The sequence below is a fragment of the Nocardioides sp. genome, from assembly GCA_037045645.1.
In the GTDB taxonomy this organism is placed as follows: domain Bacteria; phylum Actinomycetota; class Actinomycetes; order Propionibacteriales; family Nocardioidaceae; genus Nocardioides.
This window is the reverse complement of record JBAOIH010000001.1, coordinates 1,375,417-1,393,400: the sequence shown is the minus strand read 5'-3', so window position 1 is coordinate 1,393,400 and position 17,984 is coordinate 1,375,417. Positions and strand designations below refer to the sequence as shown.

The following is a 17,984-nucleotide window of genomic DNA, read 5'->3' as shown; positions in this document are numbered from 1 at the left end:
ACAAACAGGGCGGATCTGACGCAGCGAGGCACGAGCGGAGTCAGGGTCCGCTCGCAAGACGAAACAGAGAGTGGAATAGATGTTCGACTGGAGCGAGGACGACCGTACGGTCCGCGCCGCGGTGCGCGACTGGGTGGACAACGAGGTGCGCCCGATCCGAGACGATCTGGAGCACGGCGGCGTGCCGCCGTACGCGATCGCGAAGAAGTATTGGGACACCTTCGGCATCGGTGAGCAGTACGCCGAGCGCTTCGACTGGGACATCCGACGCCTGCAGGCCGAGGCGGCCGGTGAATCGTTCGCAGAGCCCGAACCCGACGACTTCGACCCAGCACTGGGCTCGGTGGCCAACATCGAGTTGGTGAAGGTCTGCCCCGGCATCCCGACCGCCATCGGCATTTCGACGGGGATGACCGCGGGCACGATCAATGCGATGGGCACGGTCGAGCAGCGGCTGCGCTGGGCCCGCGACCTGATCACCCTCGACAAGGTCGGCGCCTGGGCGATCACCGAGCCCGACGCGGGCTCCGACGCCTTCGGCGGGATGCGTACGACCGCCCGACCCGACGGTGACGGCTGGGTGCTCAACGGCCAGAAGACCTTCATCACCAACGGGCCGTACGCCGACACGATGGTCGTCTACGCCAAGCTCGACGACCCCTCGACCCGGGCCGGTCAACCGGCGACGGAGGCCGAGCGCCGCCAGGCACCCGTACTGATCTTCGTGCTCGACAAGGACATGGGGGGCCTGACTCAGGGCAAGCCGTTTCGCAAGATGGGGATGCACTCCTCCCCTACTGGCGAACTGTTCTTCGACAACGTCCGCGTGGAGCGCGACCGGCTGCTGGCGGGCAGTGGGGCCAAAGGCACCGACGGCCGCGACTCGGCGCGCGCGAATTTCGTCGCCGAGCGGGTCGGCATCGCGACGTTCGCGCTGGGCATCATCGAGGAGTGCCTGCGGATCTCGGTCGACTACGCCAAGGGTCGCGAACTGTGGGGCAAGCCGATCAGCGACTTCCAGTTGATCCAGGTCAAGCTGGCCGAGATGGAGATCGCGCGGGTCAACGTCGAGAACATGGTGCTCAAGGCGATCGACGCGCGTCGACGTGGGGTCCTGCTCGATATGGCCGAGGCCTCGGCGATGAAGTTGTACGCCTCCCGCGAAGCGACCAACGTTGCTCTCGAAGCCGTGCAGTTGCTCGGGGGCAACGGCTATATGGCGGAGTACGGCGTGGAGCAACTCGCCCGTGACGCCAAGGTGCTGATGATCTACGGCGGGTCGAACGAGGTGCAGACGACGCACGTCGCGAAGGGACTGCTGCGCCGCTGAGGCAACCGGGATTAGCTGCCGTACACCTTCTCCGGCACCGCTCCCTCGGCGATCAGAGCATCGACGACCTCGCCCAGGTCTGCGGCGCTCCAACGCGAGCCGTTGTCGCGACTGGCTCCGTGCCGCCAGGCGTCCTCGAGCGTGAGCTTGCCGCCCTCGATCTCGAAGACTCGACCCGTGACGTGACCGGCTTCCTCGCTCGCCAGCCAGGCCACGATCGGCGAGTTGTCGCCCGCGTCGGGCAGACCTGCGCCGAACGGCCCTTCGGTCATCCGGGTGGCCGCGACCGGAGCGATCGCGTTGACGGTGACACCGACTCGACCCAACTCTCCAGCCGCCACGAGGGTGAGTCCCGCGATCCCGGCCTTGGCTGCGCTGTAGGCGCTCTGACCGATCGAGCCTTGAAGCCCGGCACCCGAGGACGTGTTGATGACGCGGCCGACGCGTTGGCGTCCTTCCTTGGACTCGGCACGCCAGTAGGCAGCCGCGTGACGAAGCGGCGCGAAGTGGCCCTTCAGATGCACCCGGATGACGGCGTCCCACTCGTCCTCGGTGGCGTTGACCAGCATCCGATCGCGGACGAATCCCGCGTTGTTGACCAGGATGTCGAGCCCTCCGAAGGTGTCGATCGCCTGGCGGATCATCGCCTCGGCCTGGCCGAAGTCGGCGACGTCCGCGGTGTTGACGACGGCCTCGCCGCCCAACGCCTGGATCTCTTTGACGACCTCTTCGGCGGGGGTGTCGCCCGTACCTTCGCCGGACAGCGAGACGCCGTAGTCGTTGACGACGACCTTGGCGCCCTGGCGGGCGAACTCGAGGGCGTGCTCGCGGCCGATGCCGCGCCCCGCCCCGGTAATGATGGCGATGCGGCCGTCGAGGATGCCGGTCATAGGTTGTTCTCCTTCTTGCGCTGTTCGTTGAGCCTGCGCTGTTCGTTGAGCCTGCGCTGTTCGTTGAGGAAGTCGCCGGCTTCGCCGCCGCCGTGAAGTTCGATGCAAGCGCCACTGATGTGCTTGGCCAGTGGGGAGGCCAGGAAGGTGACGAGGTCACCGACATCCGTCGGGTCGGTGAGCCGGGCCAGCGGGACGGTGCCTTCGAGGCGTTCGAGTTCGGCCGCGCCATCGGCGCCGTAGAACTCCTCCAGCCCATGGGTCCGGGTCATGCCCAGGTCGATGGTGTTGATCCGCACCTTCGGTCCCCACTCCACTGCCAGGGAGCGCGTGAGGTGGTCCAGGCCCGCCTTGGCAGCGCCGTACGCACTGGTGCCGGGGCTGAGGCGTACGCCGGAGACCGACGAGATGCTGATGATCGAGCCGCCGCCGTGCTGTTGCATCACCCGGTTGGCCTCCAACGAGACCAGCATCGGCGAGGTGAGGTTGAGTTCGATGATCTTGGCCTGGCGGGCGAAGCCCATCTCGCTGGCCAACCCCCAGGGCGATCCGCCCGCGTTGTTGACCAGGATGTCGAGACGACCGTGCTCGGCGACGATGCCGTCGATCAGGGCTTTCACCGACTCGGGGTCGCGTACGTCGCAGGTGCGGTGCGTGCTGCCCTTCACGGGGTCGACTTCGCGTCGCCCACAGGTGATCACGGTCGCGCCCGCGTCCAGGAGTCGGCGGGTGATGCCCGCGCCGACGCCCTTGGCTCCGCCTGTGACGAGAGCGACGCGCTCGGTGAGGTTCAGTGAGATCGGCACGGTGCTACCCTACCAAGCACTTGCTTGGTTGCCGATGGAGGTTCCGTGTCGATCTCATCTGTCCTGCGTGACGATCACGTCCGCGTCATCACGATGGAGGCTCCGCCGGTCAATGCACTGACGGTGCAGGGCTGGTTCGACGTGGCTGCCGCACTCGACGAGGCGAGCGCCGATCCCGACACGCATGTGGTGATCCTGCGCGCGGTGGGGCGCGGCTTCAACGCCGGCGTGGACATCAAGGAGATGCAGCACCACTCCGGTTTCGAGCACCTGCTCGGCGCCAACCGCGGCTGCTTCGCGACCTTCAAGGCGGTGTACGAGTGCTCGGTTCCGGTGATCGCGGCGGTGAACGGCTTCTGTCTCGGCGGCGGTGTCGGACTCGTCGGCAACGCCGACGTGGTGGTCGCGTCCGACGATGCGTACTTCGGGGTGCCCGAGGTAAATCAGGGCGCTTTGGGTGCCGCGACGCATATGGCCCGGCTGGTGCCGCAGCACATGATGCGCACCCTCTACTTCACCGCGCGTACGATCCCGGCGCGCGATCTGGTGTCGTACGGCTCGGTGCTTCAGGTGGTGCCGAGTGACGAGCTCCTCGACGCCGCGCTCGAGGTGGCCCAAGAGATCGCGGCCAAGGACACGCGCGTGATCCGGGCCGCCAAGGAAGCGCTCAACGGGATCGACCCGATCGACGTGAACAAGTCCTACCGCTGGGAGCAGGGCTTCACGTTCGAACTCAACCTGATGGGCGTCAGCGACGAGCTGCGCGACAAGTTCGCCGGGACTTCCAAGGCGTCAAGCACACACTCAGAGTCAACGGAGGATGCATGAGCAAGCCACGCGACAAGACGATGACGATCGAGGAGATCGTCGCGTCGCTGTCCGACGGGATGACCATCGGCATCGGCGGCTGGGGACCGCGGCGCAAGCCGATGGCACTCGTACGCGCGATCCTGCGCTCGGACCTCAAAGATCTGACGATCGTGTCGTGGGGCGGTGCCGACGTCGGCCTGCTCGCGCGCGCGGGCAAGATCCGCAAACTGATCTACGCGTTCGTCTCGCTGGACTCGATCCCACTGGAGCCCAACTTCCAGCGTGCGCGGCAGAACGCGACCATCCCCGAGATCGTCGAGTTGGACGAGGGGATGTTCATGACCGGGTTGCAAGCCGCCGCTCAGCGGCTGCCGTTCCTGCCGGTGCGAGCGGGGCTGGGTTCGGACGTGATGGTCAACAACCCGTGGTTGCAGACCGTCACCTCGCCGTACTCCGACGGCACCGAACTCGTCGCCATGCCGGCGCTGCGTCTCGACGTCGCCCTGGTGCATCTCAACCGCGCCGACGTGCACGGCAACGCGTCCTACCTGGGCCCGGACCCGTACTTCGACGACCTGTTCGCGATGGCCGCGTCGCAGACCTACGTGTCCGTCGAGCAGATCGTGGACACGGCCGGCCTCACGGTAGACACCCCCGTGCAGCGGCTGCTGCTCAACCGGATGATGGTGACCGGGGTGGTGGAGACGCCGAACGGTGCGCACTTCACCAACTGCGTGCCCGACTACGAACGCGACGAGGCGTTCCAGAAGGCGTACGCCGCAGCGGCATCTGGAACCGACGACGAATGGGCGGCCTTCGAGTCGCGCTTCCTGGCCGGCGACGAGGCTGCCTATCAGGACGCCGTACGCGCTTTTGGGGAGGAATCATGAACCTGGACGAATTCGCTCGCGCCGAGGTCTGCGCCTGTGCGGTCGCGGATGCCTTCGCTGAGGACGGAGAGATCTTCGGGTCGCCGATGGGCATCATGCCGATGCTCGGGGCGAGGCTGGCCAAGCTCACGTCCAACCCCGACCTGGTGATCTCCGATGGCGAGTCGCTGTTCTTGGCGGGCACTCCCCCGCTGTTCGCGCGCGCGGACGTGGTCGAGGGCTGGATCCCGTTTCGCCGCGTCTTCGACGTGGTGGCGTACGGCAAGCGTCACGTGATGATGGGTGCGACCCAGATCGACAAGCACGGCAACCAGAACATCTCCGCGATCGGCTCCTTCACCCAACCCAAGCGGCAACTGCTGGGGTCGCGCGGCGCACCGGGCAACACGGTCAACAACCGGACCTCCTACTGGGTGCCGCGGCAATCGCCTCGGGTCTTCGTGGAGGCGGTCGACATCGTCTCGGGCGTCGGGCCTGCGCGGGCGCGCGCGGCCGGCCGCGGCGCCTCGGAGTTCAACGACATCCACCGGATCGTCACCAACCTGGGCGTGTTCGACGTCAACGGCCCTGACGACACCGTGCAGTTGCTGTCGGTGCATCCGGGGGTGACCGTCTCGGAGGTGCAGGAGGCGTCCGGCTTCGAGATCCACCTGCCCGGCCTCCGTGCCCGAGACCCGCGGCGCCGCGCCGTGGACGAGCTCGTACTCATCCGCGAGATGCTCGACCCGAAGGGGCTGCGCTTCAAGGAGGTCCCCAATGATTGAGCAGCGATTGTCGACTGCTTTGACGGAATTGGCGGGCGTACGACACCCGGTCGTGCAGACGGGGATGGGCTGGGTGGCCGGGCCACGACTGGTCTCCGCCACCGCGAATGCCGGCGGGCTCGGGCATCCTGGCCTCGGCGACCATGACGTTGCCGGAGTTGGAGAAGGCGATCGTCGAGGTTCGCGGACGAACGTCTGCGCCGTTCGGGGTCAATCTGCGCGCCGATGCCGGTGACGCGGGCGACCGCTGCTCGTTGTTGATCGAACACGGCGTGAAGGTGGCGTCGTTCGCGCTCGCGCCCAAGCCCGAACTGATCGCTCGCCTGAAGGAACACGACATCGTCGTGATCCCGAGCGTGGGCCTGCCCAAGCACGCCGATCAAGGTCGCGTCGTGGGGCGCCGACGCGGTGATGATCCAGGGCGGCGAGGGTGGTGGTCATACGGGTTCGACTCCGACGACATTGCTGCTGCCCTCCGTCCTGGACGGGCTGGCTGCCGCAGGTCATTCGATCCCGGTGATCGCGGCGGGTGGCTTCTTCGACGGGCGCGGATTGGCTGCGGCCTTGTCGTACGGCGCCGCCGGGATCGGGATGGGCACCCGCTTCCTGCTGACCTCGGACTCCGCGGTGCCGCAGGCGGTCAAGGAGGCTCTACCTGTCGTACGACCTCAACGGCACGGTCGTCACCGACAAGGCCGACGGGATGCCGCACCGGATGCTGCGCACGCCGTACGTCGAGTCGCTGTTGGAGACCTCGGTCGTACGCCGGGTGGCGCCCACGGTGCGCCGGACATTGGAGTTCAAGCGCTCGTCCGGCATGTCATGGGGCGCACTGGCGCGCGACGGCGTACGCCTGGCTCGCTCGGGCGAGCGCTCGCTGGCGCAGACCGCTGCGGCGGCCAACACGCCGATGATGCTCAAGGCGGGCCTCGTCGAAGGTGACGTGTCGGCCGGAGTCTTGGCGAGCGGCCAGGTCGTCGGCCTGCTGGACGACCTTCCGTCGTGCGAGGAACTGATCGATCGCGTAGTGCTCGGCGCTGTGGAGGCGTTGAGCGCCGCAGCCGCCGCCGTACGCTGACCTGTCGCATCTGCTCCGCGGAACGGCCTCGACCTGTCGCATCTGCTCCGCGGAACGGCCTCGACCTGTCGCATCTGCTCCGCGCAATGGCGTCGACCTGTCGCATCTGCTCCGCGCAATGGCGTCGACCTGTCGCATCTGCTCCGCGCAATGGCGTCGACCTGTCGCATCTGCTCCGGTCAGGTCGCGCGTCTCGCCCTGAGTTGCTCGACCAGGATGTCGCCATGACCTGCATGCCGGGCCAGTTCGCGCACCATGTGTCCCTGGATCCAGCGCAGGCTCACGGGCGTCCCGCGCCAATCGAAGATCTCGTCGAGCGAACGCTGGGCCTCGATCTGGCGAGATCTTTCGCATGTGGCGAGAAACCGCGCGCGAACGGAGTCGATCGTGTCGTCTGCAGTCAACAGGAAACTCTCGTCGACCGTCTCTGGGAGTCCGAGTGATTCACGACTTGAACCTCCGATGCGATGAGCAAACCACACGTTCTCGACGAAACTTGCGTGCTTCACAACACCCAGCACGGTGGTCAACGACGGCACCAAGGATGCTCGGGCCTCTTCCTCGGTAAGTCCATCGAGGAGGTCGGCGATCGCGTTGCGCTGGTCATCCACTAGCGCTCGCAAGGTCGTACGTTCGTCCGCGACGAGCCAGTTCATGTACGTCACCCTGCTGCTCCCCTCCGGACGAGTCAAAGTCTCCGTGCGCGAAGCAGATGCGACAGGTCAGCGTGTTTTCGCGAAGCAGATGCGACAGGTCAGCGTGTTTTCGCGAAGCAGACGCGACAGGTCAGCGTGTTTTCGCGGAGCAGACGCGACAGTTCGGCGGAACCGGGGGGCGGTGTGGTGCGATTGACCCGATGTGAGCGACTACCAGAGCGACGGCGACCTGCTGCGGCTCATCGCGCGCGGGGATGAGGGCGCGTTCGACGAGTTGTGGTCGCGCCACGCCTCGACGCTGTTGCTCCGGCTCAAGCGCCGCGCGCCCGACGACGCGGCCGACCTGCTCCAGGAGACGTTCCTGGCTGCCTGGCGCAACGCGGCATCCTTCAAGGGCGAAGACGCCGGCGGTTGGCTCTGGACGATCGCGTCTCGTCGCCTGATCGACCTCCACCGCCGCAGCGCCAACCGGGCAGTGCCGAGCGACTCCGCTCCACAGGCCACCAGTGCGTCCAGCGAGGACGAGGCACTGGCCGGAATGGTCGATCCTCGTCTGACGCTGGCACTCGACAACCTCTCCCCCGAACTCATCGCCACACTCCAAGCCACCGTGATCGACGGGCTGAGCACTCGTGATGCCGCCGTACTGCTCGGCGTCGCCGAAGGCACCGTGAAGTCGCGCGTGTCTCGCGCTCGCGGCTCACTGCGCGAGTGGCTGGCCCACCCCAACCGACTGCAGGAGGAGTCATGACGCAACCGGCACAATGGCATGCAGATGCCGCCGCACTTCAGGCGTACGCCACGGGCGGCGCCACGGACGCGGTTGCCTGGTCCATCGAGACGCACCTGCCGACCTGCGTCGAATGCAGACAGGTCCTCACCCGACTGTTGACCGCCCAGGACCGCAACACGCTGGCGTCGGCCCGCGAGGCACTGGCATTGCAAGAACGCTCCTACGCACGTACGCCGATCTCCGCGATCGTCGCGGGAGTCCTCGGACCGTGGTGGGCCTGGATCGGCACCCTTTTCGTCGGCATAGGGGTGCTGCTGATCGCGGACGCGTGGAGCGGACCAGGCGGATCGGCTCCCTGGGCGGTCGGCCTGGCTCCCCTCCTCCCCCTCGCGCTCGTCGCCACCGTCTACGCAGCGGCCGACCGCGACGCGGTCACGGATGCTTCTCCTCGCGGCGGGCTCGAGATCGCCTTGCTTCGTACGGGAGCGGTGCTCGCCTTGAGCATCCCGTGCGGGATCTTGGTTTTGCATCTCGTCGGGGCGGCACCTGGCCAACTCGTCGTCTGGCTGCTGCCCGGACTCGGCCTCAGCCTCGGGGCGCTCGTTCTCGGCACCTGGGCGGGAGTGGAGCGAGCCGCACAGGGCCTCTTCGTCGTGTGGTCCATGGCCGTGATCGCAGTCTTCACCCCTCGTTTCGCCCTGCACGGCGGCACCTGGCTGGTGGCTCCTTCCGGCGCGGGGGTGGTGCTGTGGTCCTGCGTCGTCGCCGGGCTGCTCGCGTGGGTGATCCAACATCGCGTCAACTCGATCCCGAGGAGCACCAGATGATCGATCTGCAGGGAGTCAGCGTGAGCTTCGGGCGTACGGAGGTGCTGCGCGAGGTCGACCTAGACCTCGCTGCGGGCGTACACGGACTGCTCGGCCCCAACGGGGCCGGCAAGAGCACCTTGATCCGGGTGCTCGCCACCACGTTGCGCCATGACGGCGGCACAGTCGAGGTATTGGGGCATTCCTTCACCGATGCGGCCGGCGTACGCAAGGTGCGCGAGCAACTCGGCTACCTCCCCCAGACCCTGGGCTTCTATCGGGGCTTCACGGCTCGGGAGTACGTCGAGTACGTCGCCTGGTTGCGCCGGATGCCCAGCAGCGAGATCCCGCTCGCGGCGGACCGCGCGTTGTCTCGAGTCGACCTTGCCGACCGCGCCGACACCAAGTTGCGCAAACTGTCGGGTGGCATGCAGCGCCGCGTCGGCGTGGCGCAGGCGATCGTCAACGATCCGCGACTGCTGCTGCTCGACGAGCCGACAGTGGGGCTCGACCCCGAGCAACGAGTCGGATTCCGCGAACTCCTTCGTGAACTCGGCTCCGACACGTGTGTTGTGGTCTCGACCCATCTGGTCGAAGACGTCGCGCACGCCTGCGACACCGTGACGATCATGGACGAGGGCCGGGTCGTCGAGCGCACCGACCCGCACGCGCTCGCCGCACGCGGACTCGACTCTGAGTCCGCAGGAGACTCAGCGGTCGAGCGCGGCTACACCGCAACTCTGCGTACGAGTCGGGCGATCCGATGAGAGGGTGGGCAGGCGCGGTCCGTCGCGAACTGAGACATGGCACCTGCGTGTTCGCAGTCTCGGCGCTGACGCTGCTCGTGACGGTGCTGCTCTGGTCCAAGGGGGCTTCGTGGGGCACTCGCTGGAACGACCTGGGCATGCTGCTGCGCGATCTCACGATCGTCATCGGCCCGGTGGCGCTCACCCTGGGCGCATGGCAGGGCGGGCGTACGGCCAGGTCTGACGTCACCGAAACCCTGGAATCGATGCCGACCGCGGCGCTGACTCGCGCCTCAACGGAGATCGCGGCGTTGGCCCTCGCGGTGTTTGCAGGGGTGCTTCTCGGTTGGAGCACCGCCGCCGCGTCGATCCTGATCGTCGGCGGCTGGGGCACGAGCGCGGCGGCTTGGTATGTGCTCGCGATGGCGCCGACCGTGCTGGCGTACGTCACCTTCGGCTACGCGCTCGGGCGGCTCCTGCGGTGGCGGGTGGTGGCGCCGATGGCGGGATTGCTCGGCTATCTGCTGATCGGCCTGACGGCTTATCGCAACGACGGTCTGAACGCGATGGTGGGCAGTGGCACTTTGGGGGAGGACACGTACGCCGTCTTCCAACGTGACGCGGTCGCATGGAGTGCTCTCGTGCTCACCGCGTGCGCTCTCGCGGCGTGGGGGCTTTCGTCGATGCAGCGCGGACCTGGACGGGGCCGAGGCGCACTGACACTGGGAGTCGTGGGGGCGGTTGTCGGGGGCGCGTGCGTGGCACCGGCCATGGCGGCTGGCGCCCAAGGCGAGGCAGCAACGGACGTGGCCGTCGTCTGCACGAAGGACTCCGGCCCCAAGGTGTGCGTGCTTGCCGCCAACCAACACTCGCTGGATGTCACGAAGGACGCCGCGCGCAGGATGCTCAAACAGATGGAGGGCATCCGCGGAGCACCAACATGGGCGGGGCCGACGAGATACAACGCCCCTCTGGACCACACCCAACTGCCGACGCAGTCCGTCCCGATCGATCCTTGGGGCCATGTCGCAGGTGGGGTCCTGTGGAACGTGGATCCACTCTATGTCGGTGCACTCTTCGATCCGCAAGGCTATTGCCCTGAGCGGTTCGACTTCCAAGCCCGAAGGCCCAGCCCCGAGCAGGAGAAGGTTCTCAACGTCTTCTTCTATGCGGCCTTTCCCGTCTCCGACTGGCTCAGCGACAGTGACGAGGTCTACCCGGAGGAGCGGGTGGGTGCCAGGTTCGCAGCCGCGACACAGATGCAGAAGTCTGAGTACGCCAGCCTGCTCCTTGCTGCGGCGCGCTCATGCGATGTCGAAGCAGCAGAAGCTGCGGCCGCCGTGCTGCCCAAGGTCTGATCACCATGACGCGCTGGGTCCGGATGCGCGGCCTGTGGTGGTCGTGGCCGAGCGCCCTGGCAGCGGTCGTAGGTTCCGCATGGTTCGCCAACTGGGTGCGCGACTGGGCGCACGACGATCACCTGGGCCGAGTGCCTGCGGTGGTGCTCGGCGGTCTGGCGGTCGCCGTGCTGCTGGCACCGGGAGCGTACGTCCAGCATGAGGTTGACGGCTCGGCCGGTCGACCGAGCGTGCGGGCTGACCTCGCGGTCGTGGTGGGTGGCGTCGTGGTCTGCTGCCTGCTCGCCTGGGCTCTCTTGCCCGAACTCGCTTTGGAGCGTGGCGGACTGGAGATGGCGCGCAACGCGCTCGGGCTGTCGGGGCTCGGCTTGCTCTGCGGAGCTGCGGTTGGACCGCAACTGGGCTGGATGTTGCCCTTCCTCTGGGTCTCGGTGAGCTATCTGACGGTGCCTAGGGAATACGACCTGCACCCACATCTCGCGGCACCGGGCTGGTTGATGTATCCGGCGACCTGGGATGTCACCTGGGTGGTCGCGTTCGGATTGCTGACGGTCGGGACCCTGGCGCACGTCTGGGCTGGTCACCCGCCGCGCCCGCGGGGTCACCCGCTGCGTTGAGCGCCGCGTTCTCTACGGGTGAAAGAAGTCGGGTTTCGATACCGAGTTGGTATCATGATGCTTGTGGCCATGACTCTGCGCACCGACGACGAACTTGACAAGGCACTCACCGCCCTGGCCGCGGCGGAAGGTTTGTCCAAGCAGGAGGTCGTACGCCGCGCGGTGCTGGAGCGCTATGAGAGGTCGGAACACCGCGAGCGCATCGATCGCATCATGGACGACGTGCTCGACCGGTGGGGCGACGTGCTCGACCGCCTCGGCTCCGCGTGATGGCGACGACTTATCTCTCGCTCGAAGACCTGCTCTTCCTCACCAAGCGCCTAGGCGCTGGGCCAGTCCGGGATCCAGGACTCTTGGATTCGGCGGCGGCGCGGCCGCGATCGAGCGTGTTCGGGGAAGACGCTTACCCGACCTTGTCTGACAAGGCCGCGGCCTTGTTGCACTCGATATGTCGCAACCACGCTCTTGTGGATGGCAACAAGAGACTCGCCTGGGCAGCCGCAGTCGCTTTCCTCGCCTTGAATGACAGCTGGGTGGAGATGCCGGACGATGATGCCTTCACCCTGGTGATGTCCGTGGCGGAAGGGTCACTTGAGGTCCCCGACATCGCCACCCGATTGGCTGAAGCGCTCATTCCTTTGAGGGGGCGTTGAGCCCCTGACTACGCTCGTCCCGCGCTCCGTCAGACCCGCTCGATCACCGTCACGTTGGCCTGGCCGCCGCCCTCGCACATGGTTTGGAGACCATAGCGACCACCGGTGCGTTCGAGTTCGTTCAAAAGCGTGGTCATCAACCGCGTGCCCGTCGCGCCGATCGGGTGGCCCAGCGCGATGCCGCCGCCGTTGACGTTGACGCGCTCGTGCGGGATGTCGAGTTCCTTCATCCACGCCAGCACGACCGACGCGAACGCCTCGTTGCACTCGAAGAGGTCGATGTCGTCGAGCGACATCCCGGACTTCTCCAACGCATACCTGGTCGCGCGGATCGGCCCGGTCAGCATCCAGATCGGATCGTCCCCTCGTACGGACAGGTGGTGAATGCGCGCTCGCGGCGTCAGGCCGTGGCGGTCCACAAAATCTCCAGAAGCGATCAGCATCGCCGACGCCCCGTCCGAGATCTGCGAGGCGACACCGGCTGTGATCCGCCCGCCGGGCGCGAGCGGCTGCAACGCGGCCATCTTCTCCAGCGAGGTGTCGCGTACGGTCTCGTCGGTGTCGAAGACCCGACCGTCGGGCAGCGTCACCGGCGCGATCTGGGACGCGAACCGGCCTTCGTCGATGGCGACTCGTGCGCGCTGGTGTGAGGCCAACGCGAACGCTTCCATGTCTTCGCGGCTGATCTCCCACTTCTCCGCGATCATCTCGGCGGAGTTGAACTGCGATACCTCGACGTCGCCATAGCGCGCCAGCCAGCCCGGCGACTCCGCAGTCGGGGTCGTGAAGCCATATTGATCTGCCACCAGCATCGCCGCCGAGATCGGGATGGCGCTCATGTTCTGCAGCCCACCTGCGATGACCAGATCCTGGGTGCCCGACATGACTCCCTGCGCCGCGAAGTGCACCGCCTGCTGCGACGATCCGCACTGGCGGTCGATGGTCACGCCGGGGACGTGATCAGGAAGGCCCGCGACCAGCCAGGCCGTACGCGCCACATCGCCCGCCTGCGAGCCGATCGTGTCGCAGCAGCCCATCACCACGTCATCGACCAGCCCAGGGTCGATCCCGGTGCGCTCCACGAGCGCGGACAACACGTGTGCCCCGAGATCAGCAGAGTGCACGGCAGCCAGCGAGCCGCCGCGCTTGCCGACCGGCGTACGGACGGCGTCGACGATGTAGGCCTCGGTCATGTCAGTTCCTTTCGGGGTTTCGAGACGGACGCTGCGCGTCCTCCTCAACCAGCGGGTGGTGCGGGTCGTGCCGGGGCGTGGTTTCGAGACGGACGCTTCGCGTCCTCCTCAACCACCGGGGGTGCGGGGGTGGCGATGCCGTCGAGCAGCATCGCGGAGTAGCGGTCGGCCACCTCGGCGGTGGTCAGGGAGCCGTCGGGGCGATACCAGTTCACGGCGAACCAGATGCCGTCGCGCAGGAAGCGGTAGACCACATCGACGTCGAGGTCTTTGCGCAGCACGCCTGACACCACCCCCTCGTGCAGCAGGCGGAGCCAGAAGTCGCGCGACTGTTCGTGACGTTCACTGATATAGGAGAAGCCGTCGAGCGAGGCGATGAAGGTCGAGTCGTTCTGGAAGATCGCGACCTCGTCGTGATGCTCGGCGATGGCAGCGAACGACACGCGTACGCCTCGCTCAAGCTTGGTCCTGGCGTCGTCACTGGCGTCGAGGATCGCGTCGTACTCCTCGAAAAGCTGATCCTGGAAGGTCCGCAGGATCTCGTCGAGCATCGACTCCTTGCTCGGGAAGTGGTGGTAGAGGCTGCCCGAGAGGATCCCGGCCGCGTCGGCAATGTCGCGTACGGTCGTGTTGCGGTAGCCCTTGGTGGCAAACAGGTGGGCCGCGATCCGCAACAACTCGGCACGCCGGGTCAGGGTCGTTTCAGGCATGTTGGCTGCTCACCGAGATCACCTCGCCGGTCAGGTAGGAGGAGTACGCCGAGGCGAGGAACACCATCACGTTGGCGACCTCCCATGGCTCCGCCGCCCGCCCGAACGCCTCGCGCTGCTTGAGTTCGGCCAACAGTTCGTCGGAGGTCACCTTGGCCAGGAACGGGTGCATCGCCAGGCTCGGCGAGACCGCGTTGACCCGGATGCCGTGCGGCGCCAGGTCGAGTGCGGAGCAACGTGTCAGCGCCATCACGCCCGCCTTGGCCGCCGCGTAGTGCGCCTGCCCCTCCTGGGCGCGCCAGCCGATGACCGAGGCGTTGTTGACGATCACACCCTGCGTACCAGTCGCGATCCAGCGTTGTGCCGCCGCACGCGTGACGCGCATCGTGCCGGTCAAGGTGATGTCGAGGACGCGGCTCCAGGCCTCGTCGGTCATGTCCTGGATCGGCGCGGTGCCACCGAGTCCGGCGTTGTTGAGCAGCACGTCGAAACCTTCAGCCGAATCCAACAGCGCTTGTACGGCTGCCTCGTCGGTCACGTCACACACGACGCTGCTGACCCGGTCGGCGCCGAACTCGCCCGCCAGGGCTTCCTCGGCCTCCGCGAGCCGCCGCTCGTGGGTATCGGAGAAGACGACCCGCGTGGCGCCTTCCTCCAATGCGCGTCGGGTCGCTGCCGCACCAATACCGGCACCGGCGGCGGCAGTGATCACGACGACCTTGTCCTTCAGCAGGCCATGGCCGGGCACGTACGCAGGGGTCGGCTGCTCTTCGCGGTGGACGGTCATCGGGCATCTCCTCGTGGTTCGCGTGGCAGGCCCAGCACCCGCTCGGCCAGGATGTTCTTCTGCACCTCGTCACTGCCGCCATAGATCGTGTCAGCGCGGGTGAAGAGGTAGAGCCGTTGGTGGTCGTCGAGGTCGTAGTCGGTGGCACCGGGTCGTACGGTCAGCCCGTCGCGCCCCGCGACTGCCATCGCGAGCTTCACCCAGGTCGCGATGCCAGTTGGCCCAGACCAACTTGGCGATGTTGTCGCCTCCCGGGAAGTCGCCGGCGAGCACGCGCAGCGCGTTGGCGCCCATAGTCTCCAACTGGACCTCAGACTTGAGCAGGCGGTCGCGAAGGACAGGGTCGTCCCAGGCGCCGTTGTCCTTCGCACGAGCCAGCACCGACTCGTACTCCCGACGAAAACCCACCTGCTGGCCCAGCGTGGAGACGCCGCGCTCGAACCCGAGCAGGGCCATCGCGACCCGCCAGCCGTCGCCGACCTCGCCGAGTACGTTGCTGGCGTCGGTGCCGGCACCGGTGAAGAAGACCTCGTTGAACTCCGAGCCACCGGTGAGTTGCTCGATGGGGCGTACGTCCACTTCCTCCTGGTCCATCGGGACCAGCAGGAAACTCAGGCCGGCGTGGCGCTGCGAGCCCGGCTCGGTGCGCGCGATCACGAAACACCAGTCGGACGTGTGGGCGTGCGAGGTCCAGATCTTCTGTCCGTCGACGACCCAGTGATCGCCCTCGAGGCGTGCCTTGGTCTGGACGTTCGCCAGGTCGGATCCGGCGTTGGGCTCCGAATAGCCCTGGCACCACAACTCGGTGACGGCCACGATGCCGGGCAGGAATCGCTGCTTCTGCTCCTCGGTGCCGAACGCGATCAGGGTCGGCCCCAGCAGTTCCTCACCCAGGTGGTTGACGCGCGCGGGAGCGTCGGCTCGGGCGTACTCCTCGTGGAAGATCACCTGCTGCGCCAGGCTCAGGCCGCGCCCGCCGTACTCCTTCGGCCACCCGACACAGGTCCACCCGTGCTCGGCGAGCAGACGATTCCACTCCAGGCGCTGCTCGTACGCCAGGTGGTCCTTGCCGGGACCGCCGAGCCCCTTGAGTTCGGCCCATTCGCCGACCAGATGGGTCGCCAGCCAGTCGCGGATCTCCGCGCGGAAGGCGGCGTCGTCAGCGGTCATGAGTGCTACCCTACCAAGCACTTGCTTGGTTCGTGTGGAGCAAGCCGGAGCGTACGGCGAGAGGATCGCGATGACGGAGCCCGACACCATCCCCGGTGTGCTGCGTGCCGCTGCGGCGCGCTGGCCCGACCGTCCGGCGTACGTCGAGGCGGGCGTCACCACGACCTTCGCGGGTTTGCTGGACCGGGTGCGTGCGGTGGCGACTCGCTATGTCGCACTGGGTCTCGCGCCCGGCGATCGCGTCGTCCTCTGGGCGCCCAACTCGGTCGACTGGGTGGTCGCGGCGCTCGCGGTGTCGTACGCCGGGGGCACCCTGATCCCGGCCAACTCGCGCTACACCGGCCACGAGGTTGCCGCGCTGGTGGACCGCACTTCCGCGCGGCTGGTGATCGTCGAAGACGGCTTCCTCGGGCGTACGCAGACCGCCGACCTGCGCGCGGCGTCGTCCTTGGAGTCGGTGATCGAGGTCCTGGAGTTGAGGAACCTGCAGGATGGTTTCGAGGCGCCGCTGCGCGGCTCCTCAACCACCGAATCCAGCGCCGCCCCGGTGGTTGAGGAGAGCCCGGAGGGCTCGTCTCGAAACCACACCGAATCCAGCCCCACGCCCCCGGTGGTTGAGGAGAGCCCGGAGGGCTCGTCTCGAAACCACACCGAATCCAGCCCCACGCCCCCGGTGGTTGAGGAGAGCCCGGAGGGCTCGTCTCGAAACCACACCGAATCCAGCCCCACGCCCCCGGTGGTTGAGGAGAGCCCGGAGGGCTCGTCTCGAAACCACACCGAATCCAGCCCCACGCCCCCGGTGGTTGAGGAGAGCCCGGAGGGCTCGTCTCGAAACCACACCGAATCCAGCGCCGCCCCGGTGGTTGAGGAGAGTGGTTTCGAGACGCCGCTGCGCGGCTCCTCAACCACCGACATCGACGCGCGCGCCGACGCGGTCTCCCCCGAGGATGTCGCCGACATCCTCTTCACCTCCGGCACCACGGGCCAGCCCAAGGGCGTGATGAGTGCCCACCGCCAGACGGTGGGCGTCGCACGGGCGTGGGGAACCATCGGCGGCGTACGCGAGGACGACCGCTATCTGGTGGTCAACCCGTTCTTCCACTCGTTCGGCTACAAGGTCGGCATCGTCACCGGGCTGTTGACCGGCGCCTGCCTCTACCCGATGGCGACCTTCGACCCGGCAACCTTGATGGCGCTGATCCAGGACGAGCAGATCACCGTCCTGCCCGGCGCACCGACGATCTTCTCGTCGATGCTCGCCGCGCCCGAGAGGCAGTCGTACGACCTCTCGTCCCTCCGGCTGGCCGTCACCGGCGCGGCGGTGGTGCCGGTCGTACTCATCGAGCGGATGCGCGACGAGTTGGCGATCGAGCAGGTGGTCACCGCCTTCGGTATGACCGAGGCGGTCGTGGTCACGATGTGCCGCGGCGACGAGACCGCGGCGGTCGTCGCGTCCACGTGTGGGCGCGCGATCGACGGCATGGAGACGAGCATCGCCGACGACGGAGAACTCCTGGTGCGTGGCGACTTCGTGATGCTCGGCTACCTCGACGACCCCGAGGCGACCGCCGAGGCCATCGATGCGGACGGATGGCTGCACACCGGCGACATCGGCACTGTCGACGCCGACGGCAACCTCGCGATCACCGATCGCAAGAAGGACATGTACATCTCCGGCGGCTTCAACGTCTATCCGGCCGAGATCGAGAAGGAACTCGCCCGGCTCGACGGCGTCGTCGAGGCCGCGATCGTCGGGGTGCCGGACGAGCGCTTGGGCGAGGTGGGGGCGGCGTTCGTCGTACGCACCCGCGAAGACCTGACTCCCGACGACGTGATCACCTTCTGCAAGGAACGCCTCGCCAACTTCAAGGTGCCTCGCACCGTGACCTTCGTCGACGCACTCCCCCGCAATCTGGGCGGCAAGGTGCTCAAGAACGCCCTTCGACAGGAACCGACCAAAGGAAACTGATGGACCTGGAACTGAGCG

The 17,984-nt window shown here is 67.2% G+C and carries 22 protein-coding genes and 2 pseudogenes; 16 read left to right on the top strand and 8 right to left on the bottom strand.

Annotated features, from left to right (window positions below):
- The first annotated feature begins 79 nt into the window (after positions 1-79).
- Positions 80-1,330, top strand: a complete 1,251-nt coding sequence (locus V9G04_06875) for an acyl-CoA dehydrogenase family protein (GenBank protein MEI2713012.1) — start codon at positions 80-82, stop codon at positions 1,328-1,330.
- Positions 1,331-1,341: 11 nt separating this feature from the next.
- Here V9G04_06875 and V9G04_06870 read toward each other — a convergent pair whose 3' ends face one another.
- Positions 1,342-2,220 (bottom strand): SDR family oxidoreductase, encoded by an 879-nt coding sequence (locus tag V9G04_06870; protein ID MEI2713011.1) that lies wholly within the window; start codon positions 2,218-2,220, stop codon positions 1,342-1,344.
- Positions 2,217-3,026 carry an SDR family oxidoreductase gene (locus tag V9G04_06865; GenBank protein ID MEI2713010.1) on the bottom strand — a complete coding sequence of 270 codons (810 nt, stop codon included), beginning with the start codon at positions 3,024-3,026 and terminating at the stop codon, positions 2,217-2,219. Before V9G04_06865 ends, V9G04_06870 begins: the two co-directional genes overlap by 4 nt.
- 45 nt (positions 3,027-3,071) lie before the next feature.
- Here V9G04_06865 and V9G04_06860 point away from each other — a divergent pair, with 45 nt between their 5' ends.
- The 7 genes and pseudogenes from V9G04_06860 (at position 3,072) to V9G04_06830 (ending at position 6,568) form a co-directional block, all read left to right on the top strand.
- Positions 3,072-3,854: an enoyl-CoA hydratase family protein gene (locus tag V9G04_06860; protein ID MEI2713009.1), complete on the top strand. Its 783-nt coding sequence runs from the start codon at positions 3,072-3,074 to the stop codon at positions 3,852-3,854.
- A complete protein-coding gene (locus V9G04_06855; GenBank protein ID MEI2713008.1) occupies positions 3,851-4,726 on the top strand; it encodes a CoA-transferase in 876 nt (291 codons plus the stop codon). The genes V9G04_06860 and V9G04_06855 overlap by 4 nt, the downstream gene beginning before the upstream one ends.
- The gene (locus V9G04_06850; protein ID MEI2713007.1) at positions 4,723-5,490 is read left to right on the top strand and encodes a CoA-transferase; all 768 of its coding nucleotides are present in this window, start codon (positions 4,723-4,725) and stop codon (positions 5,488-5,490) included. Before V9G04_06855 ends, V9G04_06850 begins: the two co-directional genes overlap by 4 nt.
- A complete protein-coding gene (locus V9G04_06845; GenBank protein ID MEI2713006.1) occupies positions 5,483-5,725 on the top strand; it encodes a nitronate monooxygenase in 243 nt (80 codons plus the stop codon). The genes V9G04_06850 and V9G04_06845 overlap by 8 nt, the downstream gene beginning before the upstream one ends.
- Positions 5,649-5,807: pseudogene (locus V9G04_06840) on the top strand (nitronate monooxygenase). Before V9G04_06845 ends, V9G04_06840 begins: the two are co-directional and overlap by 77 nt.
- 94 nt (positions 5,808-5,901) lie before the next feature.
- Positions 5,902-6,084, top strand: a pseudogene (locus V9G04_06835) (nitronate monooxygenase).
- 109 nt (positions 6,085-6,193) lie between these two features.
- On the top strand, positions 6,194-6,568 hold the full coding sequence (locus tag V9G04_06830; protein ID MEI2713005.1) for a hypothetical protein: 375 nt from the start codon (positions 6,194-6,196) through the stop codon (positions 6,566-6,568).
- 179 nt (positions 6,569-6,747) lie between these two features.
- Here the strand turns inward: V9G04_06830 and V9G04_06825 are convergent, their stop codons facing one another.
- Positions 6,748-7,224: a DinB family protein gene (locus V9G04_06825; GenBank protein ID MEI2713004.1), complete on the bottom strand. Its 477-nt coding sequence runs from the start codon at positions 7,222-7,224 to the stop codon at positions 6,748-6,750.
- A gap of 202 nt (positions 7,225-7,426) precedes the next feature.
- On the opposite strand from V9G04_06825, the gene V9G04_06820 reads away from it, so the two are divergent.
- The 7 genes from V9G04_06820 to V9G04_06790 all read left to right on the top strand — a co-directional run bounded on the left by V9G04_06820 (position 7,427) and on the right by V9G04_06790 (position 12,137).
- Entirely contained in the window at positions 7,427-7,975 is a 549-nt protein-coding gene (locus V9G04_06820; GenBank protein MEI2713003.1) for an RNA polymerase sigma factor, read from the top strand.
- Entirely contained in the window at positions 7,972-8,784 is an 813-nt protein-coding gene (locus tag V9G04_06815) for a hypothetical protein (protein MEI2713002.1), read from the top strand. The genes V9G04_06820 and V9G04_06815 overlap by 4 nt, the downstream gene beginning before the upstream one ends.
- Complete coding sequence (locus V9G04_06810; GenBank protein MEI2713001.1) at positions 8,781-9,530, top strand: ATP-binding cassette domain-containing protein; 750 nt, start codon at positions 8,781-8,783, stop codon at positions 9,528-9,530. The genes V9G04_06815 and V9G04_06810 overlap by 4 nt, the downstream gene beginning before the upstream one ends.
- Positions 9,531-9,577: 47 nt before the next feature.
- A complete protein-coding gene (locus V9G04_06805) occupies positions 9,578-10,867 on the top strand; it encodes a hypothetical protein (GenBank protein ID MEI2713000.1) in 1,290 nt (429 codons plus the stop codon).
- Positions 10,868-10,872: 5 nt separating this feature from the next.
- Positions 10,873-11,484, top strand: a complete 612-nt coding sequence (locus V9G04_06800) for a hypothetical protein (GenBank protein ID MEI2712999.1) — start codon at positions 10,873-10,875, stop codon at positions 11,482-11,484.
- 69 nt (positions 11,485-11,553) lie between these two features.
- A complete protein-coding gene (locus tag V9G04_06795) occupies positions 11,554-11,754 on the top strand; it encodes a CopG family transcriptional regulator (protein MEI2712998.1) in 201 nt (66 codons plus the stop codon).
- The gene (locus V9G04_06790) at positions 11,754-12,137 is read left to right on the top strand and encodes a type II toxin-antitoxin system death-on-curing family toxin (protein ID MEI2712997.1); all 384 of its coding nucleotides are present in this window, start codon (positions 11,754-11,756) and stop codon (positions 12,135-12,137) included. Before V9G04_06795 ends, V9G04_06790 begins: the two co-directional genes overlap by 1 nt.
- A gap of 29 nt (positions 12,138-12,166) precedes the next feature.
- On the opposite strand, the gene V9G04_06785 is transcribed toward V9G04_06790, so the two are convergent.
- Genes V9G04_06785 through V9G04_06765 form a run of 5 tightly spaced genes read right to left on the bottom strand, consistent with a single transcriptional unit; the run spans position 12,167 to position 15,997 of the window.
- On the bottom strand, positions 12,167-13,330 hold the full coding sequence (locus V9G04_06785; protein ID MEI2712996.1) for an acetyl-CoA C-acetyltransferase: 1,164 nt from the start codon (positions 13,328-13,330) through the stop codon (positions 12,167-12,169).
- 44 nt (positions 13,331-13,374) lie between these two features.
- Complete coding sequence (locus tag V9G04_06780) at positions 13,375-14,040, bottom strand: TetR/AcrR family transcriptional regulator (GenBank protein ID MEI2712995.1); 666 nt, start codon at positions 14,038-14,040, stop codon at positions 13,375-13,377.
- Complete coding sequence (locus tag V9G04_06775) at positions 14,033-14,827, bottom strand: SDR family oxidoreductase (protein MEI2712994.1); 795 nt, start codon at positions 14,825-14,827, stop codon at positions 14,033-14,035. Before V9G04_06775 ends, V9G04_06780 begins: the two co-directional genes overlap by 8 nt.
- Positions 14,824-14,991: an acyl-CoA dehydrogenase family protein gene (locus V9G04_06770; GenBank protein MEI2712993.1), complete on the bottom strand. Its 168-nt coding sequence runs from the start codon at positions 14,989-14,991 to the stop codon at positions 14,824-14,826. Before V9G04_06770 ends, V9G04_06775 begins: the two co-directional genes overlap by 4 nt.
- A complete protein-coding gene (locus V9G04_06765; GenBank protein MEI2712992.1) occupies positions 14,918-15,997 on the bottom strand; it encodes an acyl-CoA dehydrogenase family protein in 1,080 nt (359 codons plus the stop codon). Before V9G04_06765 ends, V9G04_06770 begins: the two co-directional genes overlap by 74 nt.
- A gap of 70 nt (positions 15,998-16,067) precedes the next feature.
- On the opposite strand from V9G04_06765, the gene V9G04_06760 reads away from it, so the two are divergent.
- Entirely contained in the window at positions 16,068-17,966 is a 1,899-nt protein-coding gene (locus V9G04_06760; protein MEI2712991.1) for an AMP-binding protein, read from the top strand.
- The last annotated feature ends 18 nt before the right edge of the window (positions 17,967-17,984 follow it).

What these genes read in the sequence shown, in the direction of transcription:
- V9G04_06795 (MEI2712998.1), top strand. Translation starts at nt 11,554, where the DNA reads ATGACTCTGCGCACCGACGACGAACTTGACAAGGCACTCACCGCCCTG.
- V9G04_06855 (MEI2713008.1), top strand. Translation starts at nt 3,851, where the DNA reads ATGAGCAAGCCACGCGACAAGACGATGACGATCGAGGAGATCGTCGCG.
- V9G04_06790 (MEI2712997.1), top strand. Translation starts at nt 11,754, where the DNA reads ATGGCGACGACTTATCTCTCGCTCGAAGACCTGCTCTTCCTCACCAAG.
- V9G04_06875 (MEI2713012.1), top strand. Translation starts at nt 80, where the DNA reads ATGTTCGACTGGAGCGAGGACGACCGTACGGTCCGCGCCGCGGTGCGC.
- V9G04_06815 (MEI2713002.1), top strand. Translation starts at nt 7,972, where the DNA reads ATGACGCAACCGGCACAATGGCATGCAGATGCCGCCGCACTTCAGGCG.
- V9G04_06850 (MEI2713007.1), top strand. Translation starts at nt 4,723, where the DNA reads ATGAACCTGGACGAATTCGCTCGCGCCGAGGTCTGCGCCTGTGCGGTC.
- V9G04_06775 (MEI2712994.1), bottom strand. Translation starts at nt 14,827, where the DNA reads ATGACCGTCCACCGCGAAGAGCAGCCGACCCCTGCGTACGTGCCCGGC.
- V9G04_06825 (MEI2713004.1), bottom strand. Translation starts at nt 7,224, where the DNA reads ATGAACTGGCTCGTCGCGGACGAACGTACGACCTTGCGAGCGCTAGTG.
- V9G04_06780 (MEI2712995.1), bottom strand. Translation starts at nt 14,040, where the DNA reads ATGCCTGAAACGACCCTGACCCGGCGTGCCGAGTTGTTGCGGATCGCG.
- V9G04_06830 (MEI2713005.1), top strand. Translation starts at nt 6,194, where the DNA reads ATGCCGCACCGGATGCTGCGCACGCCGTACGTCGAGTCGCTGTTGGAG.
- V9G04_06760 (MEI2712991.1), top strand. Translation starts at nt 16,068, where the DNA reads ATGACGGAGCCCGACACCATCCCCGGTGTGCTGCGTGCCGCTGCGGCG.
- V9G04_06785 (MEI2712996.1), bottom strand. Translation starts at nt 13,330, where the DNA reads ATGACCGAGGCCTACATCGTCGACGCCGTCCGTACGCCGGTCGGCAAG.
- V9G04_06870 (MEI2713011.1), bottom strand. Translation starts at nt 2,220, where the DNA reads ATGACCGGCATCCTCGACGGCCGCATCGCCATCATTACCGGGGCGGGG.
- V9G04_06765 (MEI2712992.1), bottom strand. Translation starts at nt 15,997, where the DNA reads ATGACCGCTGACGACGCCGCCTTCCGCGCGGAGATCCGCGACTGGCTG.
- V9G04_06800 (MEI2712999.1), top strand. Translation starts at nt 10,873, where the DNA reads ATGACGCGCTGGGTCCGGATGCGCGGCCTGTGGTGGTCGTGGCCGAGC.
- V9G04_06810 (MEI2713001.1), top strand. Translation starts at nt 8,781, where the DNA reads ATGATCGATCTGCAGGGAGTCAGCGTGAGCTTCGGGCGTACGGAGGTG.
- V9G04_06845 (MEI2713006.1), top strand. Translation starts at nt 5,483, where the DNA reads ATGATTGAGCAGCGATTGTCGACTGCTTTGACGGAATTGGCGGGCGTA.